Here is a 16,186-nt window from a genome sequence, read left to right on the forward strand (position 1 = left end):
TCAAGTCCCGCCCGGCTCCATGCCCAAGCCGGATCGTAGCGCCGCCAGCCGTCTGGGGTCGGGCCGTTCCACGCAGGCGATGGCCCGCAATCCCCATGTCCCCACCTGTTCCACGGCGACTTCGGCGAACCCGGCGGCCCGCAGCGCCCGTTCCAGCGCCCCGGCGGTGAAGCCGGTATGGTGGGGGGCGGCGCGGTCTCCATAGATCAAGTCCAGTGGGGTCGCGGCGGCGGCGGGAATCTCTTCTTCCAATTCGTCTCCGGCGATCCATTCCGCGATGGCTCCCAAATCCGGCACTTCCACCCAAACATAGCCCCCCGCCGCCAGCATCCGGCGGAATTCCCCCAATACCACCGGCACCGCCTGCGGATACAACCGCTGTAGGCAGCGTTGCGCGACGATGGCGTCGAGCGAACCTGTCGCCACCTGGGCCAGCGCCGCCGGGTCGGCGCGGTCCAGCCGCATCGTTTCCCAGTCCGGGGCGGAGAATACGCTGGGCCGGGAATCGCCGCCGATATGCAGCAGCTTCCGGGCGGGCCGGACTTCCCACGGCAAGGGCGGAACGGCGAAAGATTCGGGTGCCCCGCCCGCCTGCCAGATTTCCCACATGCGGACATAGGCCGCTTCCAAATGCGAACGCGAGCGCTCCAGATCGAACAAGGGCTGGGTGGCGCGGTGGCGTTCGAGCTTGGCCTTGAGCGCGGCCAGTTCTTCCGGCCGGGTGGCGAGGCGCAAGGCCAGGGCTTCATAGGCTTCCGGGGTGGCGGCGATGAGTTCCGGCAGTCCCGCCGCCCGCAACAGGCTACCGGCCATGCGGCTGGCGAAGGCGCGGCCCGGCAGGGTCAGCACCGGCAAGCCCATCCACAGCGCGTCGGCGGCGGTGGTGCCCGCGTTGTACGGCAGGGTGTCGAGGAACACATCGGCCTGCCGGAACCGCGCCAGATATTCCGGCCTGGGCTTCCGGCCCCCGAACACCAGCCGCGCCGGGTCCACGCCCCGCGCTTCGGCCTCGCGGCGCAGGTTGGTTTCCACTTCGGCATTGGCTTGGTAAAGCCATAGCACGCTGTCCGGCACCTGCCGCAACAGCCGCATCCAAATCTCGAAGATCGGCGGATGGATTTTGTAGGTGTTGTTGAAGCAGCAGAACACGAAGCCGCGTTCGGGCAGGCCGAGTTCGGCACGGGAGGGTGTGGGCGTGTCGAGCGGACGCAGGGCGGCACTTTGGAAGCATTCGGGCAGCCGGACCACCCGCTCGACATAGAACTCCTCGTCGCCCGGCGGCACCACGAAGTCGTCGGCCAGGAGGTAGTCGATATAGCCCGCACCCAGGGTGCCGGGATGGCCGAGATAATTGACCTGGATCGGCGCGACGCGGCAGGCGAAGAGGCCGGTGCGGGCATTGCGGGTATGGCCGGCCAAGTCCACGGCGATATCGATTTCCAGGTCGCGGAGTTGTTGGGCCAGCGCCGGGTCGGAATAGCCATGGGCGTCGATGAAGCGGTCCACCGCCCGCTCCACCCGCGTCCGCCATGCGTCCGCCGCCGGTTGGCCCAGGGCGACGGCGGTGATCTCGAAGCGGGTCCGGTCGTGCCTTTCCAGCAGGTCGGCGGTCAGATGGGCCACGGGATGATCGCGCCAATCGGGCGAGATATAGGCGATGCGGATGCGGTCGTGGCGGTGGCGCGGCAGCGGCGGCGCGGGTTGTTCGGGGTATTTGTCGCGGACATGGATTTCGGCGCCCAGGCGTTGTTCCAGCGGATCGCCGCCGACATTGAGCAAGGTCCAGGGCGGGCTGCCGCGATAACCGGCGTGTACGCCCTGCCGGAGCCGCTGGTGGAGTTCGGCCTGGCCGCGCCAATCGCAGACGAGGTCGCGGCACAACACCGCCATCCCGGCGGAATCCGGGTAATCCGGCTTCAGGGCCAGGGTGCGCTCGAAACAGGCCAGAGCTTCGTTCCACAGCCGGTTGTCAAAATACAGGGAGCCCAGGTTGTCGTGGATATCGGCGCGGTTGGGGTCCAGGACCAGGGCTTGGCGATAGGCGGCTTCGGCCTCTTGCTGGCGTCCCATGTAGCGGAGCAGGTTGCCCAGGTTGCTGTAGGCGTCGGGGTATTCCGGCCGGAGCGCCAGCGCCTTGCGGAAAGCGGCTTCCGATTCTTCCAGCCGCACGCTGACCTTGTACAGCACGCCCAGGTTGCTATGGACCTCGGCATAGTCCGGCTTCAATTCCAAAGCCTTGAGATAGGCGGCCTCGGCCTCGGCGTAGCGGTTGCCGTCGTTCAGCAAATTCCCGAGTTCGTTGTAGAACGTGGCGGCGTCCGGTTTGAGCGCGATGGCCCGGCGCTGCATGGCCTCGGCTTCCGCCCGGCGCCTGGTTTCGCGGAGGACGGCACCCAAGGTGTTATGGGCCTCGGCATAGTCCGGCTTGAGCCGGATCGCCTCCCGGTAGGCGGCTTCGGCGTCCGCCAGTTTCCCCTCTTGCTTGAGCAGATTGCCCAGGTTGTTCCAGGCTTCCGGGTAATCCGGTTTGAATGCCAGGGCTTGGCGATAAAAGGCTTCGGCCTCGTCCGGGCGCAAGGCTTTGCGGAGGGTGACGGCCAGGTTGTTGAGCGCCTCGGGATTGTCGGGCTTGAACGCCAGGGATTGGCGGTAGGCGGCTTCCGCCGCTGCCAGGCGTCCGCCTTCGCTCAGGGCGTTGCCGATGGTGTTCAACTGTCCGGGTTGGGTGGGGTTCAAGGCCAGGGCGCGTTGGTAGAGGTCCAGCGCCTCCGGTTGGCGGCCCCTGTGCCGGAGCAGTTGGGCCAGCGACAGATAGTGGCCGACCTCGTCGGGTTCGGTTTCCAACAAATGGCGGTAGGCGGCTTCCGCATCGGCGGCGCGGCCCCCATCGCGGTAGATGATCGCCAGATTGCGGCGGGCTTCCCGGTGCGCGGGTTGGGCGGCGATCAGCTTGAGCAGGAGTTGTTCCGCCGTCGCGTAGTCTTGGGTACGGGCGGCGATCACAGCTTGGAAATTGAGCGCTTCCGGGTCGTCGGGGCGCAGGGTGAGGTATTTCGCCAACCGGGTCCGGGCCGCTTCCAATTGGTTGGCGTGGTAGAGGCGGGCCGCTTCTTGATAAATCTGGGCGGCCTGGGTGGGTTTGGGCTGGTGTTTGGCCATGGTGGATTCGTCGGGCGTGGGTAGGGGTTCGATAGCGAGATGGGTGGGCGCGGCCCCGCGCTGCCAGTGTTCCCACATCGCCGTATAGGCGGCTTCGAGGGTTCTGGCGGAACGCGGCACGTCGAACAAGGGCTGGTGCCGGAGGTTGCGTTCCAGCTTGGCCTTGAGCGTGGCCAGGGTATCCGGCTCGGTGGCGAGCCGCACGGCCAGGGCTTCGTAGTCCGCCGTGTTGTGGACGATCAATTCGGGCAGGCCCGCCGCCCGCAACAGGCTCCCACCCATGCGGGCGGCGAAAGAGCGCCCGGCCTGGGTCAACACCGGCAGGCCCATCCACAGGGCGTCGCTGGCGGTGGTGCCGGCGTTATAGGGCAGCGTGTCCAGGAACAGATCGGCGCGGCGGTAACGGGCCAGATAGTCCGGCGGCGGCAGGCGTCCGCCGAACACCAACCGTTCAGGGGCAACGCGGCGGGCCTGGGCTTCGCACCGGAGGTTGTCCTCAACCTGGGGATGCGGTTTGAGCAACCAGAGGACGCCGCCCTCGACCCGCCGCAACACCCGCATCCATAGATCGAATTGCGGCGGGTGGATTTTATAGGTGTTGTTGAAACTACAGAACACGAAGCCCGTCTCCGGCAGGCCGAGTTCGGCGCGGGTCGGGGTCGTCGCGGCGGGCTGGCGGTAGGCGGCGCATTGGAAGCTGTCGGGGAGCCGGACGATGCGTTCGGCATAGGCGCCCGCTTCCGTCTCCGGGACGACGAAGGCGTCGGCCAAGAGGTAATCCATGTAATCCACGCCCAGGGTGCCGGGATAGCCCAGGTAGTTGACCTGGATCGGCGCGGCGCGGCGGGCGAACAGGCCGGGCCGGGCGTTGCGGGTGTGGCCGGCCAAATCCACCGCGATATCGATTTCCAAGTCGCGGAGACGCCGGGTCAGGTCGGCGTCGGAAACGCCGTGGCCGTCGATGAACACATCGAAGCCCCGTTCCAGCCTTTGCCGGAAGGCGTCTTGGACCTTCGGCCCCAGCGACACGCCGACCACCTCGAAGCGGGCGCGGTCGTGGCTTTCGATCAAATCGACGACGAGGTGGGCGACGGGATGGTTCTGGAAATCCGGGGAAATGTAGGCGAGGCGGATTTTCGGATGGCGGTGGCGCGGCAGGGGGTGCCCGGCATCGGGGAACGGCGGCGGCGCGTACAGCGCCGCGCAACGGCGTTGGGCCTCGGGGTCGTCGAGGGCGTTCATCAGCGAGAACGGCGTGGCGCAGGGCAGGCCCGCCGCGATGCCCCGCGCCAAGCGTTCCAGCGTGGCGGCGTGGTCGGTCCAATCGCAGAGCTTGGCCCGGCTATGCGCGGCCATGCCCTGGGCGTAGCGGTGATCCGGGGCGATGCGCAAGAGTTCGTCGAAGCATTCCACCGTTTCGACGAAGGCATCGTTCCGCCCGGACAACAGGCTCGCCAGGTTATAGAGCACCGCCGGATTATGGGGGGCAAGCCGCCGGGCTTCGCGGTATTCGGCCTCGGCTTCCTGGAACCGGCCCATCTGTTTCATCAACACGCCCAGGCCGTTATGGGCCTCGGCATGGCCCGGTTTGAGCTCCAAAACCCGGCGGTAGGCGGCCGCGGCTTCCTGGGGCCGGGCCAGTTCGGTGAGCAAGCGGCCCAGGTTGTGATGGGCCTCGGGGAAATCGGGTTGCAAATCCAAGGCGCGGCGGATCAAGGCTTCGGCCTCGTCCAGGCGGTGGCTTTGCTGCATCAGCACACCCAGGCCCAAATAGGCCGCCGCCAAGCCGGGGTTGCGTTCCAGGGCCTGCCGGAAGCTGACTTCGGCTTCCGCCTCCCGGCCCGTTTTCAGGAGCAGGTTGCCCAGGTTGATCCAAGCGTTGGCATGGCCGGGATCGAGGTCCAGGGTTTGCCGGTAGAGGGCTTCGGCCTCGGCGTTCCGGCCCAAATTGACCAGGAGTCCGGCCAGGTTGCTATGGGCTTCGGCGAATTGCGGGAAGGTTTGGATGATCGCCCGGAAATCGACTTCCGCTTCGGCTTCGCGCCCGGTCTGGGCGGCGACGAGGGCGGCGAGATGGCGGGCGTCCCAATGTCCGGGGTTGGCGGCGAGCAGGGCCAGAGCCATCGCCTCGGCTTCGGTCCAGCGTCCCGCGCAATAAAGGCGGGCAGCTTCGGCATAACTGGGGCTGGGGACTGGATTCCCTGGCACGGCGGTCCGGGAGGAAGGGGTCATGCGGTGTCACGCTCGGGGTGGCTGTGGTTCGGCGCTTCATTATAGGGATCGACGCGGCGCGGGCCGAACATTGGCGGGACGGGGACGGTTGGATTGGAACGCCGGGGGATGGACGGTCCTTGTCCTGGTGGTGGGCGGGTTCTGGAGAGGATGCTGAGGCTTGGGGGCGTAGCGGTCGGGCTTGGGCTTATTGGGGGGGAGGTTGCTGGCCCAACAGCAGTTTGCCCGCCGCGATGAAAGCGGTGTTTTGATAGGCCACGAACACGCCCCGGCATAGGGCTTGGTAGCGCGACTGCACCCGGACCACGATCCGCATGGGCTGGGCGGGATTGAGCGCCGCTTTGAATTCCAACTCCTCGAACTCCCTGGACAGTCCCGGCAAAGCGTCCAGGGATAAGGGGTCGCGCAGATCGGAGGCAAGTACCGCGCCCATGACCTGGACCACGCTATCGAGGACCCATTGCCGGATGGTTTCGGGATTGGTCCAAACTGTCGAACCGGCCCAGTCCTGCGGTGGGTTGACCGCGGTAGAACCGTGGTAGCCAGGAGTTTCGATGGTCACGGCCTGGGGCTGGAAGGGGGGAATCCGGCCCGGTGGCACGGTTTCGTGGATATCCGGTTTCATGGGCTTGTTCTCTTCGCGAATGGGGGGAAGGCTCTGGGTTTTTGGGGTTGCGCCGGAGTCAGGCTTTACTTTAACGGTCGGCACGGTATCACTCAGTGAACTGCTGCCCCCAGGGAAGGTGATTATTCACCACCGGATCGGATTGCGCCGCAGAAGTTTGGGCGGGGTTGATTGCCGGTTTGGGCGCGGACTTCCATACTATTTTCCACTATTTACATGTCGATTTCCGGGAGGGACCGCCCCATGTTGCGTGCTATTTGGCTATGGTTTTGCGTGGTCGTTCCGGTGTGGGCGGGGGAAGCCCATGCGCCCCGTGTCGAGGTTTTTTCTCCGCACGGCACGGTGAAGGACGTGCGGCAGGTGGCGGTGCGCTTTTCCGAGCCGATGGTGGCCCTGGGCGATCCACGGCGACCGGCCCCGTTCACGGTCGATTGCCCCGCACCGGGCGCGGGCCGCTGGGCCGATACCCGCAACTGGGTGTACGACTTCGAGCGCGATTTGCCCGCCGGGGTGGCATGCCGATTCACCCTCAAGCCCGGCCTGCCAACCCTGGCGGGCGCGGCCCTGGCCGGGGAACGGGATTTCGGCTTCGACACCGGCGGACCCGCCATCCGCGCCTCCTTGCCGGAGCAAGGCGACGAAGCCATCGACGAGCGCCAAGTGTTCATCCTGGGCTTGGACGGCGAAGTCGATCCCGCTTCCCTCCGCGAGCGTGTGCGTTGCGAAATCGCGGGCCTGTCCGAGCAGGTCGAAGTCGATCTCTTAACCGGGGCGGCGCGGGAAGCCATCCTGGCCCAGCGCCGCCGCCTGGGCTATGCCTATTACGATGTACTGTGGAAGAACGGCGCGGAAAGCCTGCTCAGGGTCGAGGACAAAACCCTGCTGGAAAAAGCCGAGTCGCAATTGGTGGTACTGCAATGCCGCCGCACCCTGCCCCCGGCAACCGAATTGAAGCTGGTGTGGGGCCAAGGCATCCGTTCCGCCAGCGGGGTCGCGACCGCCGATGACCAAGTCCTGGCGTTCAAAACCCGCCCCGGTTTCAGCGCCCGCTTGCAATGCCAACGGGTGAACGCCCAGGCCGATTGCCTGCCCATGTTGCCGATCCGCTTGGCGTTCAGCGCCCAGGTCAAGGCGGAAGATTTGGCCCGGACCCGCATCGTCGATGGTACCGGCAAAACCTATCCGCCCGAGCCTATCGACCCGGCCAAGACCCCGACCGCCGACGAAGCGGTGTTCAAAGGACCGTTCCCGGAAAAAGCCAAGCTGCGGGTGGAATTGCCGGACGGCTTCCAGGACGACGCGGGCCGTCCCCTGGAGAACGCCGCCCGCTTCCCCCTGCCCGCCTCCACCGATGTTTATCCGCCGCTCGCCAAGTTCTCCGGCGATTTCGGCATCATCGAACGCGAGACGGGCGGCGTGTTGCCGGTGACTTTGCGCAATCTGGAACCCACGGTGGCGGGCCGGAATTTGACGGTGGCCCCGGACGGCATTCCCGGCCAGATTAAGCGCTTCGACCAGGACGATGCCGAAATCGCCCGTTGGATTCGCCGGGTCGGCGAAGCGGGCCGGGTACGGGGCCAGTGGTTGGAGCGCACCGGACCCGATGGCAAACCCATTTGGCGAGAAGAAACCGGCGCGGAATCGGTGTTCGGTGCCCAAGACCAAGCCCAAGCCATCACCCTGCCCAAGCCCCTGGGTGGGAAGGAATTCGAGGTGGTCGGCATCCCTTTGGAAAAATCCGGCTTCTATGTGGTGGAACTCGCCAGCCCCAAGTTGGGGGCCGCCCTGCTGGGCGATAGCCGCCCGCGCTATGTCGCCACCGCCGCCTTGGTGAGCAATCTGGCGGTGCATTTCCTCTGGGGCCGGGAAGGCTCGGTGGTGTGGGTGACGCATCTGGATAAAGCCGATCCGGTGGATGGGGCCGAGGTGCGGGTCAGCGATTACTGCAACGGCCAGCGCTTGTGGCAAGGCCGGACCGGCCCGGACGGCATCGCCCGGATCGAAACGCCGGAGGTCTTGGGGGTGCCCAGCGATGTGGCCTACTGCGACGAAGGTTGGGAGGCGCATCCTTTGTTCGTCAGCGCCAGGGTGCCGGGCGATCTCGGTTTCACGGTGTCGACGTGGAACCAGGGCATCGCGCCCACCGATTTCAACCTCCGCACCGGCGGCTATGACGGGCAGGCATTGGCGCATACGGTGCTGGACCGGGCCTTGTTCCGGGCCGGGGAAACCGTGTCCATGAAGCACTTCCTGCGGCGACATACTTTGCAGGGTTTCGCCGCCTTGCCCGAGGCCGCCGCCCCGACCCGGCTGGAAATCTATCATACCGGCAGCGGCCAGAAGTTCGAGATGCCGGTGCGGTTCGACGCAACCGGCGTGGCCGAAAGCACCTGGGCCATTCCCAAGGATGCCAAGCTGGGCGAATATAGCTTGATCCTGGTCGCCGAGGACAAGCGCTTCACCGCTGGAATGTTCCACGTGGAACAATTCCGCCTGCCGACCATGAAGGCACTCATCCAGCCACCCGCCGCCCCGCTGGTCAATGCCCGCTCGGTCCCGTTGGACCTGTTCGTTGCTTACCTGAGCGGCGGTGGCGCGGGCAATGCGCCGGTGAAACTGCGCAGCTTGGTGGAACCCAAGGCGCTGAAGTTCGCCGATTACCCGGATTACAGCTTCGGCGGCACAGCCGTGCGGGAAGGCTTATTCGAGGAAAACGATTTCGATGCCGACGAGTCCGCCACGGCCCATAAGCCCGCCCAAACCTTGGCGCTGACCCTCGACGCCCAAGGTGCCCGCCGCGCCACCCTGACCGATCTGCCGGTCGCCACCCAGGCCCAGGACTTGGTCGCGGAACTGGAATACCAGGATGCCAATGGCGAACTCGAAGCCGTGACCCAGCGGATTCCGCTGTGGTCGGCCCAGGTTGTGGTCGGTGTGCAAACCGAGGGTTGGGCTTCCAGCCGCGACCAAGTCCGGCTCCGGGCCGTGGCCTTGGATTTGGCGGGCCAGCCGGTCTCCGGGCAGAAAATCGCCGTGGAACTGTACCAGCGGACTTATTATTCCTACCGTAAGCGGCTGATCGGCGGCTTCTACGCCTACGACAACCGCTCCGAGGTCAAGCGCATTGGCGGCGGCTGCGAAGGCAGGACCGATGCACAAGGCTTGCTGCTCTGCACCTTGACCCCGGACGCCAGCGGCGAAATCCTGCTGCAAGCCAAAACCCAGGACAGCCAGGGCAACCCGGCGCTCGCCGTGGCCAGCGCCTGGGTAGCCGGGGAGGATGACGGGTGGTTCCAGGGCGGTGCCGCCGACCGCATGGATGTGCTGCCCGAACAAAAGGAATACCAGCCCGGCCAAACCGCCCGGTTCCAGGTGCGGATGCCGTTCCGCGAAGCCACGGCCTTGGTCAGCGTGGAACGCGAGGGCGTGGCCGAGACCTTCGTCACCCATTTATCGGGCCGGACGCCGGTGATCGAAGTGCCGGTCCTGGATCATCACGCGCCGAACGTTTACATCTCCGTGTTGGCGGTGCGGGGCCGGGTGGGCGATGGGCGATCCTGGTTGGCGGATCTGGCGCGGAAGTTCCATTGGCCCTGGCCGGTCGAAGGCGGCGCGCCCACGGCGCTGGCCGATTTGGGCAAACCCGCCTACCGTCTGGGCCAGGCCGAAATCCGGGTGGGTTGGAAGCCGTACCGGCTGGACGTGAAGGTCGAACCCGACGCGCCGGTCTACCAGGTGCGCGATAGCGCCAAAGTGAAAGTGAAGGTCGAACGCGCCGATGGCGGTGCCCCGCCGCCCGGCACCGAGGTGGCCCTGGCGACGGTGGACGAGGCTTTGTTGGAACTCAAGCCCAACCCTTCCTGGCAATTGCTGGAAAAGATGATGGACCCCAGACCCATCGAGGTCTACACCTCCACCGCGCAGATGCAGGTGGTGGGCAAGCGCCATTATGGCCGCAAAGCCGTGCCCCATGGCGGCGGCGGCGGACGGCAAGCGGCGCGGGAGTTGTTCGATACGCTATTGCTGTGGCAAGGCCGCCTGCCCCTGGATGGTAACGGCGAGGCCGAGGTGGAAATTCCTCTGAACGACTCGCTCAGTTCGTTCCGGGTGGTGGCGGTCGCCAGCGCTGGCCTGGATCGGTTCGGGACCGGCTCCGGGGTGTTGCGTACCCACCAGGACGTGATCCTGCATTCCGGCCTGCCACCCATGGTCCGCGAGGGCGACCGCTTCTCCGGCGTGGTCACGGTCCGCAATGCTTCCCAGCGTCCCATCGCCCTCGCGGTCGAGGCGCGGGTCGCCAATGCCGCTGGCACCGCCCTGCCGGAATTCCCGCCCCGCACGCTGGAACTCGCGCCCGGTGCGGCCCAGGAATTGGCCTTCGAGCTGACAGTCCCGGTCGATGCGGGCAAGCTGGTTTGGGAAATCGCCGCCCGCGAGCCCGCGGGTAAGGCCGGGGACCGGCTGCGGGTGGGCCAGGACGTGGTGCCGGTGCATCCGGTGCGGGTCTATCAGGCCACCCTCGAACAACTCGACCATCCCCTAAACATGGCGGTGGCGATACCGGCGGGCGCGGTGCCGGGACGCGGCGGGGTGCGGGTGGATGTACAGGCCCGTTTGGGCGACGCCACCGGCGGGGTCGCCGCCTACATGGCCCGCTATCCCTATATCTGCCTGGAACAAAGGATTTCCGTGGCCGTCGCCCTGCGCGATCCGGCCCGCTGGCAAGCGGTCATGGACGCCTTGCCCGCCTATCTGGACCGCGACGGCTTGTTGAAATATTTCCCCAGCGACCGCTTGGAAGGCAGCGATACCCTGACCGCCTACGTCCTCGCCATCGCCCACGCCGCCGGTTGGGAATTGCCCGAAGCCGCCAAGGACCGGATGACCGGGGCGCTGCAAAATTTTGTCGCGGGCCGCGTGGTGCGGGACTCCACCCTGCCCACGGCGGACCTGTCCATCCGCAAATTGGCGGCGGTGGCGGCTTTGGCGCGTTATGGCCTGGCGCGGCGGGAATCGCTGGATTCCATCGCCATCGAGCCCAACCTGTGGCCGACCTCGGCGCTGTTGGATTGGTTCGACATTTTGAACCGCCTGGAAACCCTGCCCGAGCGTGGGCGGCGCAAGGCGGAAGCGGAGCAAATCCTGCGCTCCCGGCTGAATTTCCAGGGCACGACCCTGGGCTTTTCGACCGAACGCGACGATGCGCTGTGGTGGCTGATGCTGTCCGGCGATGTCAACGCCGTAAGGATGGTGCTGGAAGTGCTGGAGGAACCGGAATGGCGGGCTGACCTGCCGCGCTTGGTGCGGGGCGCGGTTGGCCGTCAACAAAAGGGGCATTGGAATCTGACCACGGCCAACGCCTGGGGCGTGCTGGCCTTGGAGCGATTCAGCGCGGCCTTCGAGTCCGCGCCCGTGACCGGGGAGACCCAGGCCACGCTGGCGGGTACGACGCGGGGTTTCGCTTGGAACGAGGAAAGCCGCCGCGGCAGCCTGAATTTCCCCTGGCCGCAAGAACAAGCCGCCTTGGGCATCCGCCAGGCAGGCACGGGCCAACCTTGGGTGATGGTGCAATCCAGGGCCGCCCTGCCCCTGGACGCGCCCTTGTCCAGCGGGTTCAAACTACACCGCACGGTGGCTCCGGTGGAGCAAAAACGCCCCGGCATGTGGACCCGCGGCGATACCGCCCGCGTGACCCTGGCGTTGGAAGCCCAGTCGGATATGGCCTGGGTGGTGGTGGACGATCCGGTACCGGCGGGTTCCACCGTGCTGGGCACCGGGTTGGGGCGGGACTCCCAACTGTTAACCCAAGGCGAACAACGCGACGATGGCTGGACCTGGCCCGCCTACGAGGAGCGCCGCTTCGATGGCTTCCGGGCCTACTATCGCTTCGTGCCCAAGGGAACATGGACGGTGGAATATACGGTGCGCTTCAATAATCCGGGCCGTTTCGAGCTACCCGCCACCCGTATCGAAGCCATGTACGCGCCGGAGATGTTCGGGGAATATCCGAACGCGGCGGTCGAAGTCCGGCCCGCGCCCTAAGCTTTCCTTTCGATCCAGCGTGGATGGCGGTTGGCAACGCCCTCCCCCGCTTGCTCCCGACCTATGCACATCATCCGCAAACCGTTGGTTTTCGCCCTGGGTTCGATCTTGCTGATCGCGGCGCTGCCCGTCGGCGTATGGCTGGCAAGCTGGACGATCCCAGTGCCCGGTTTCGATGAAATCCAGGCGCTTTGGGTACCTTCCGAAGCCTATCTGCTGGACCGCCATGGCGAGGTGATCCACAGCCTGCGGCTCGATCCCACGGTGCGGCGCTTGGATTGGACGCCCTTGGCCGATATCTCCCCTGCCCTGCCCAAGGCCGTCGTGGTCGCGGAAGATCGGCGGTTCTACCGGCATCCGGGCGTGGATGTCGTGGCGGTCGCAGGGGCCGTGGCGGACCGCATGTTCCACGGGCGCAGGCGCGGGGCCAGCACGCTGACCATGCAGGTCGCGGCTTTCTTGGATGCCGGTTTGAACCGGCACAACGGGCGCGGCATCGGCCAAAAGCTCCGGCAGATGGCCGCAGCCCTGGCCTTGGAGCGACAGTGGAGCAAGGCGCAAATCCTGGAAGCCTATTTCAATCGGGTTGGATTCCGGGGCGAATTGCAGGGCATCGCCGCCACCGCCCAGGGATTGTTCGGCAAGCGGCCTTCCGGGCTGGACGAAACCGAGTCGGTGTTGCTGGCCGCGTTCCTGCCCGCGCCCCAAGCCGATCCGGCCCGGCTCCAAGCCCGTGCCCGCGCTATCGCCCAGGCCGGAATGTTCCACGTGGAACATTCCGGCCTGGAAACCCTGGCGAGTGGCTTGCTCAAACCTAAGCCCGGCTTGCTGCACGAACTGAACTTGGCCCCCCATTTGGCCCGGCGCTTTCTGAAAAAACCCGGAGAACGGCTACGAACCACCCTGGATGCCCGTTGGCAAGGGCTGGTTTTGGAGGCGCTGAAACAACAATTGGCGGGCTTGGATGGGCAGAATGTCCGCGACGCCGCCGCCGTGGTGGCCGATAACGCCAGCGGAGAAATCCTGGCCTATGTGGGTTCGGCGGGGGACGATTCGCGCTCGCCCGGCGTGGACGGTGCCGCCGCCCGCCGCCAGGCCGGTTCCACGCTCAAGCCTTTCCTGTACGGGTTGGCCGTGGCACAAGGTTATCTCACTGCGGCTTCGGTGCTGGAGGATTCGCCGGTCAACCTGGAAACCACCACCGGACTCTATATCCCGCAAGATTACGACCGCGATTTCAAAGGCCCGGTCAGCGTGCGTACCGCCTTGGCGTCTTCCCTGAACGTCCCGGCGGTGCGGGCCTTGGGCTTGGTCGGGGTCGAGCGCTTCCGCGACCTGCTATGGGATTTGGGTTATGCCGGCTTGACCGAGGACGGCGAGTATTATGGATTCTCCCTGGCCCTGGGCTCGGCGGAAGTGAACTTGCCGGAACAAGTGAATGCCTATCGCAGCCTCGCTAACGGGGGACTATGGAGCCGGTTGCGCTTATTGCCAGAGGCGTCGGGCGCGGAGCCGCCGCGCCGGGTGCTAGCTGCGGGGGCCGCTTTCATCGCCGCCGATATCCTGAGCGATAGCGCCGGTCGGTCCTTGACCTTCGGCCTGGATAGCCCTTTGTCCACCCGTTACTGGACCGCCGTGAAAACCGGCACCAGCAAGAATATGCGGGACAACTGGTGCATCGGCTTCAGCCGCCGCTATACGGTGGGCGTGTGGGTGGGGAATTTCGAGGGCGATCCCATGCGCGGGGTCTCGGGCGTGACCGGGGCAGCCCCGGCGTGGCTGGCGATCATGAACGGCCTGCACGCGGCGGAACCGGGTCCGCCCCCGGCAGCGCCCGCCGGTCTGGTCGCACGCGATATCCGCTATGAACCCGCCATCGAGCCACCGCGCCGGGAATGGTTCCTGGCGGGCACCGAGGCGGAGACGCTACACCTCGTGGAGGCCGGCACCCATGCGCCGCGGATCGAATCGCCACCCCGTGGCGTCGTCATCGCCCTCGATCCCGATATTCCGCCGCGCCATCAGCGGGTTTGGTTCAAGGCGAAAGGAGGCGCGGAAGCCCGCTTCGCGCTGGACGGGGTCGATCTCGGCCCGGCCCGCCCGCCATGGGCTTGGTTACCCGTGCCGGGCCATCATAGGTTGGAACTCAAGCGCGGGGATGGCGCGGTGTTGGATAAGGTGGAATTCCAGGTACGGGGACCGCAGCCTTGATGCGCTGGGTGCGGGTTGATGCCCAAGGTTGATAAGACCCGAGTTCGGGGTTGATTTAAACCATCGGTGCATCTTACCAACCCCTTGGGAGATTTGAACCAGAAATTATCTTTGCAATATCAAGCGGCTGGATGGCCATCAAGGCTGGCATGGTCGTCGCATCCCGGCTTGGACTTCATCCTACTTCACCGCTTTGTTATGAATGCTCCATCCCGCTCCCTGCCCAAAACCGGTTTTCCCGGTCTGGTCGAAAACTGGCGCTCCGATCTGATCTCCGGTTTTCTGGTCTTCCTCATCGCCCTGCCTTTGTGCCTGGGCATCGCCATGGCCTCGGGATTCCCACCGATGGCCGGTATCATCACCGCCGTGATCGGCGGCGTGGTGGTGTCCCGGCTCAGCGGCTCCTATGTCACCATCAATGGTCCTGCCGCCGGTTTGATCGTGGTCATCCTCTCGGCGGTGCAATCGTTGGGCCAGGGCGATGCCATGGCGGGTTATCGCTATACCCTCGCCGCCATCCTGTTCGCCAGCGGGTTGCAAATCCTGATGGGCTTGATGAAGGCCGGCAAGCTCAACGCCTATTTCCCGGCCTCGGTGGTGCATGGCATGTTGGCCGCCATCGGCATCATCATCATGGCCAAGCAAATCCACACCATGCTGGGCGTCAAACCCGAGGCCAAGGAAATCCTGGAGACCATCGCCGAGGTGCCGCACAGCTTCGTGGAGATGAACCCGGAAATCGCCTGCATCGGCTTCACCGGGCTGGCCATCCTGATCGCGTGGTCCTTGGTGAAGAACCGCTACCTCAAGATGATTCCGGCCCCCTTGGTCGTGGTGGCGGTGGGCATGGCCTTGGAGCGCTATTTCGACCTGGATCACGAACATGTCTATGGCTTCCTGACCGATGCCCAATTCCTTCCGCACCATGAATACACCATCGGTCCCAAATTCCTGGTGACGATCCCGGAAAATATCACCGAGGGCTTTTATTTCCCCGATTTCGGCAAGGTCGCAACCCCGGAGTTCTGGGCCGCCGTGCTGTCGATCTGCTTGGTCGGCAGCCTCGAATCCCTGTTGAGCGCCACCGCCGTCGATAAGCTCGACCCCCATAAGCGCTATTCCAACCTGAACCGCGACCTGACCGCAGTCGGTGTGGGTAATTTGCTGGCGAGCGCCATCGGTGGTTTGCCGATGATCGCCGAGATCGTTCGTTCTTCGGCCAATGTCAACAACGGGGCCAAAACCGGCTGGGCCAATTTCTTCCATGGCCTGTTCCTGGCTTTGTTCGTGGTGTGCTTCCCCCGGTTGATCCATGAGATTCCCCTAGCCTCGCTGGCTTCGCTCCTGGTCTATACCGGCTTCCGCCTGGCTTCCCCCAAGGAATTCGCCAAAACCCTGGACCTCGGCAAGGAGCAATTGGCGATTTTCTGCGTCACCATCGTCGGCGTGCTGGCGACCGATCTCTTGGTCGGCGTGTTCATCGGCATCTTCGTCAAATTGCTCGTCCATATTTTGCGCGGCGTCGATTTCCGCCAGTTGTTGAAGATGTCCTACCATGTCGAACAGACCCATCCCGGCATCTACCATATCCGGGTCGAAGGTTCGGCGATCTTCTCCAATTTCATCGGACTCAAGAGCGAAGTGGCTGAATTGCCCGAAGGACGGACGGTGGTTTTCGACCTGTCCGAGGCTTATCTGGTCGATCACACGGTGATGGAATTCATCGACCATTACCGCCACGACTACATCGGCCGGGGTGGACGTTGCGAAATCCATGGCCTAGAGAATCACGAGCCTTATTCCGACCATCCGCTCGCGGCCCGCAAGCGCAAGACCGACGACCACGAAGGCGAACTCAGCACGCCGCGGTAACGGTCGGTCCTGGGCATCGTCCATGCCGGAGGTAGGCGATGCGCG

Annotated in this window: 5 protein-coding genes; 3 read left to right on the forward strand and 2 right to left on the reverse strand. The window is 65.4% G+C overall.

Translation table 11 applies throughout. The annotated features are described in order from the left end of the window. Both B9N93_RS00675 and B9N93_RS00680 read right to left on the reverse strand, forming a co-directional pair. Nucleotides 1–5,391, reverse strand: a complete 5,391-nt coding sequence (locus tag B9N93_RS00675; RefSeq protein ID WP_085209945.1) for an O-linked N-acetylglucosamine transferase family protein — start codon at nucleotides 5,389–5,391, stop codon at nucleotides 1–3. 187 nt (nucleotides 5,392–5,578) lie between these two features. Continuing rightward, nucleotides 5,579–6,016, reverse strand: a complete 438-nt coding sequence (locus B9N93_RS00680; RefSeq protein WP_085209947.1) for a hypothetical protein — start codon at nucleotides 6,014–6,016, stop codon at nucleotides 5,579–5,581. A 243-nt stretch (nucleotides 6,017–6,259) separates the two neighbouring features. Here B9N93_RS00680 and B9N93_RS00685 point away from each other — a divergent pair, with 243 nt between their 5' ends. From B9N93_RS00685 to B9N93_RS00695, 3 genes are all read left to right on the forward strand, one after another. Then, complete coding sequence (locus tag B9N93_RS00685) at nucleotides 6,260–12,058, forward strand: alpha-2-macroglobulin family protein (protein ID WP_085209949.1); 5,799 nt, start codon at nucleotides 6,260–6,262, stop codon at nucleotides 12,056–12,058. Nucleotides 12,059–12,121: 63 nt separating this feature from the next. Further along, nucleotides 12,122–14,269: a penicillin-binding protein 1C gene (gene pbpC / locus B9N93_RS00690; RefSeq protein WP_085209952.1), complete on the forward strand. Its 2,148-nt coding sequence runs from the start codon at nucleotides 12,122–12,124 to the stop codon at nucleotides 14,267–14,269. 198 nt (nucleotides 14,270–14,467) lie between these two features. Beyond that, nucleotides 14,468–16,141, forward strand: coding sequence for a SulP family inorganic anion transporter (locus tag B9N93_RS00695; RefSeq protein ID WP_085209954.1), 1,674 nt, complete (start codon nucleotides 14,468–14,470; stop codon nucleotides 16,139–16,141). The last annotated feature ends 45 nt before the right edge of the window (nucleotides 16,142–16,186 follow it).

The organism is Methylomagnum ishizawai, from assembly GCF_900155475.1.
In the GTDB taxonomy this organism is placed as follows: domain Bacteria; phylum Pseudomonadota; class Gammaproteobacteria; order Methylococcales; family Methylococcaceae; genus Methylomagnum; species Methylomagnum ishizawai_A.

Excerpts from the sequence above, each read along its gene's own strand:
- B9N93_RS00675 (WP_085209945.1), bottom strand. The coding sequence starts at position 5,391 with ATGACCCCTTCCTCCCGGACCGCCGTGCCAGGGAATCCAGTCCCCAGC.
- B9N93_RS00685 (WP_085209949.1), top strand. The coding sequence starts at position 6,260 with ATGTTGCGTGCTATTTGGCTATGGTTTTGCGTGGTCGTTCCGGTGTGG.
- B9N93_RS00695 (WP_085209954.1), top strand. The coding sequence starts at position 14,468 with ATGAATGCTCCATCCCGCTCCCTGCCCAAAACCGGTTTTCCCGGTCTG.
- B9N93_RS00680 (WP_085209947.1), bottom strand. The coding sequence starts at position 6,016 with ATGAAACCGGATATCCACGAAACCGTGCCACCGGGCCGGATTCCCCCC.
- pbpC (WP_085209952.1), top strand. The coding sequence starts at position 12,122 with ATGCACATCATCCGCAAACCGTTGGTTTTCGCCCTGGGTTCGATCTTG.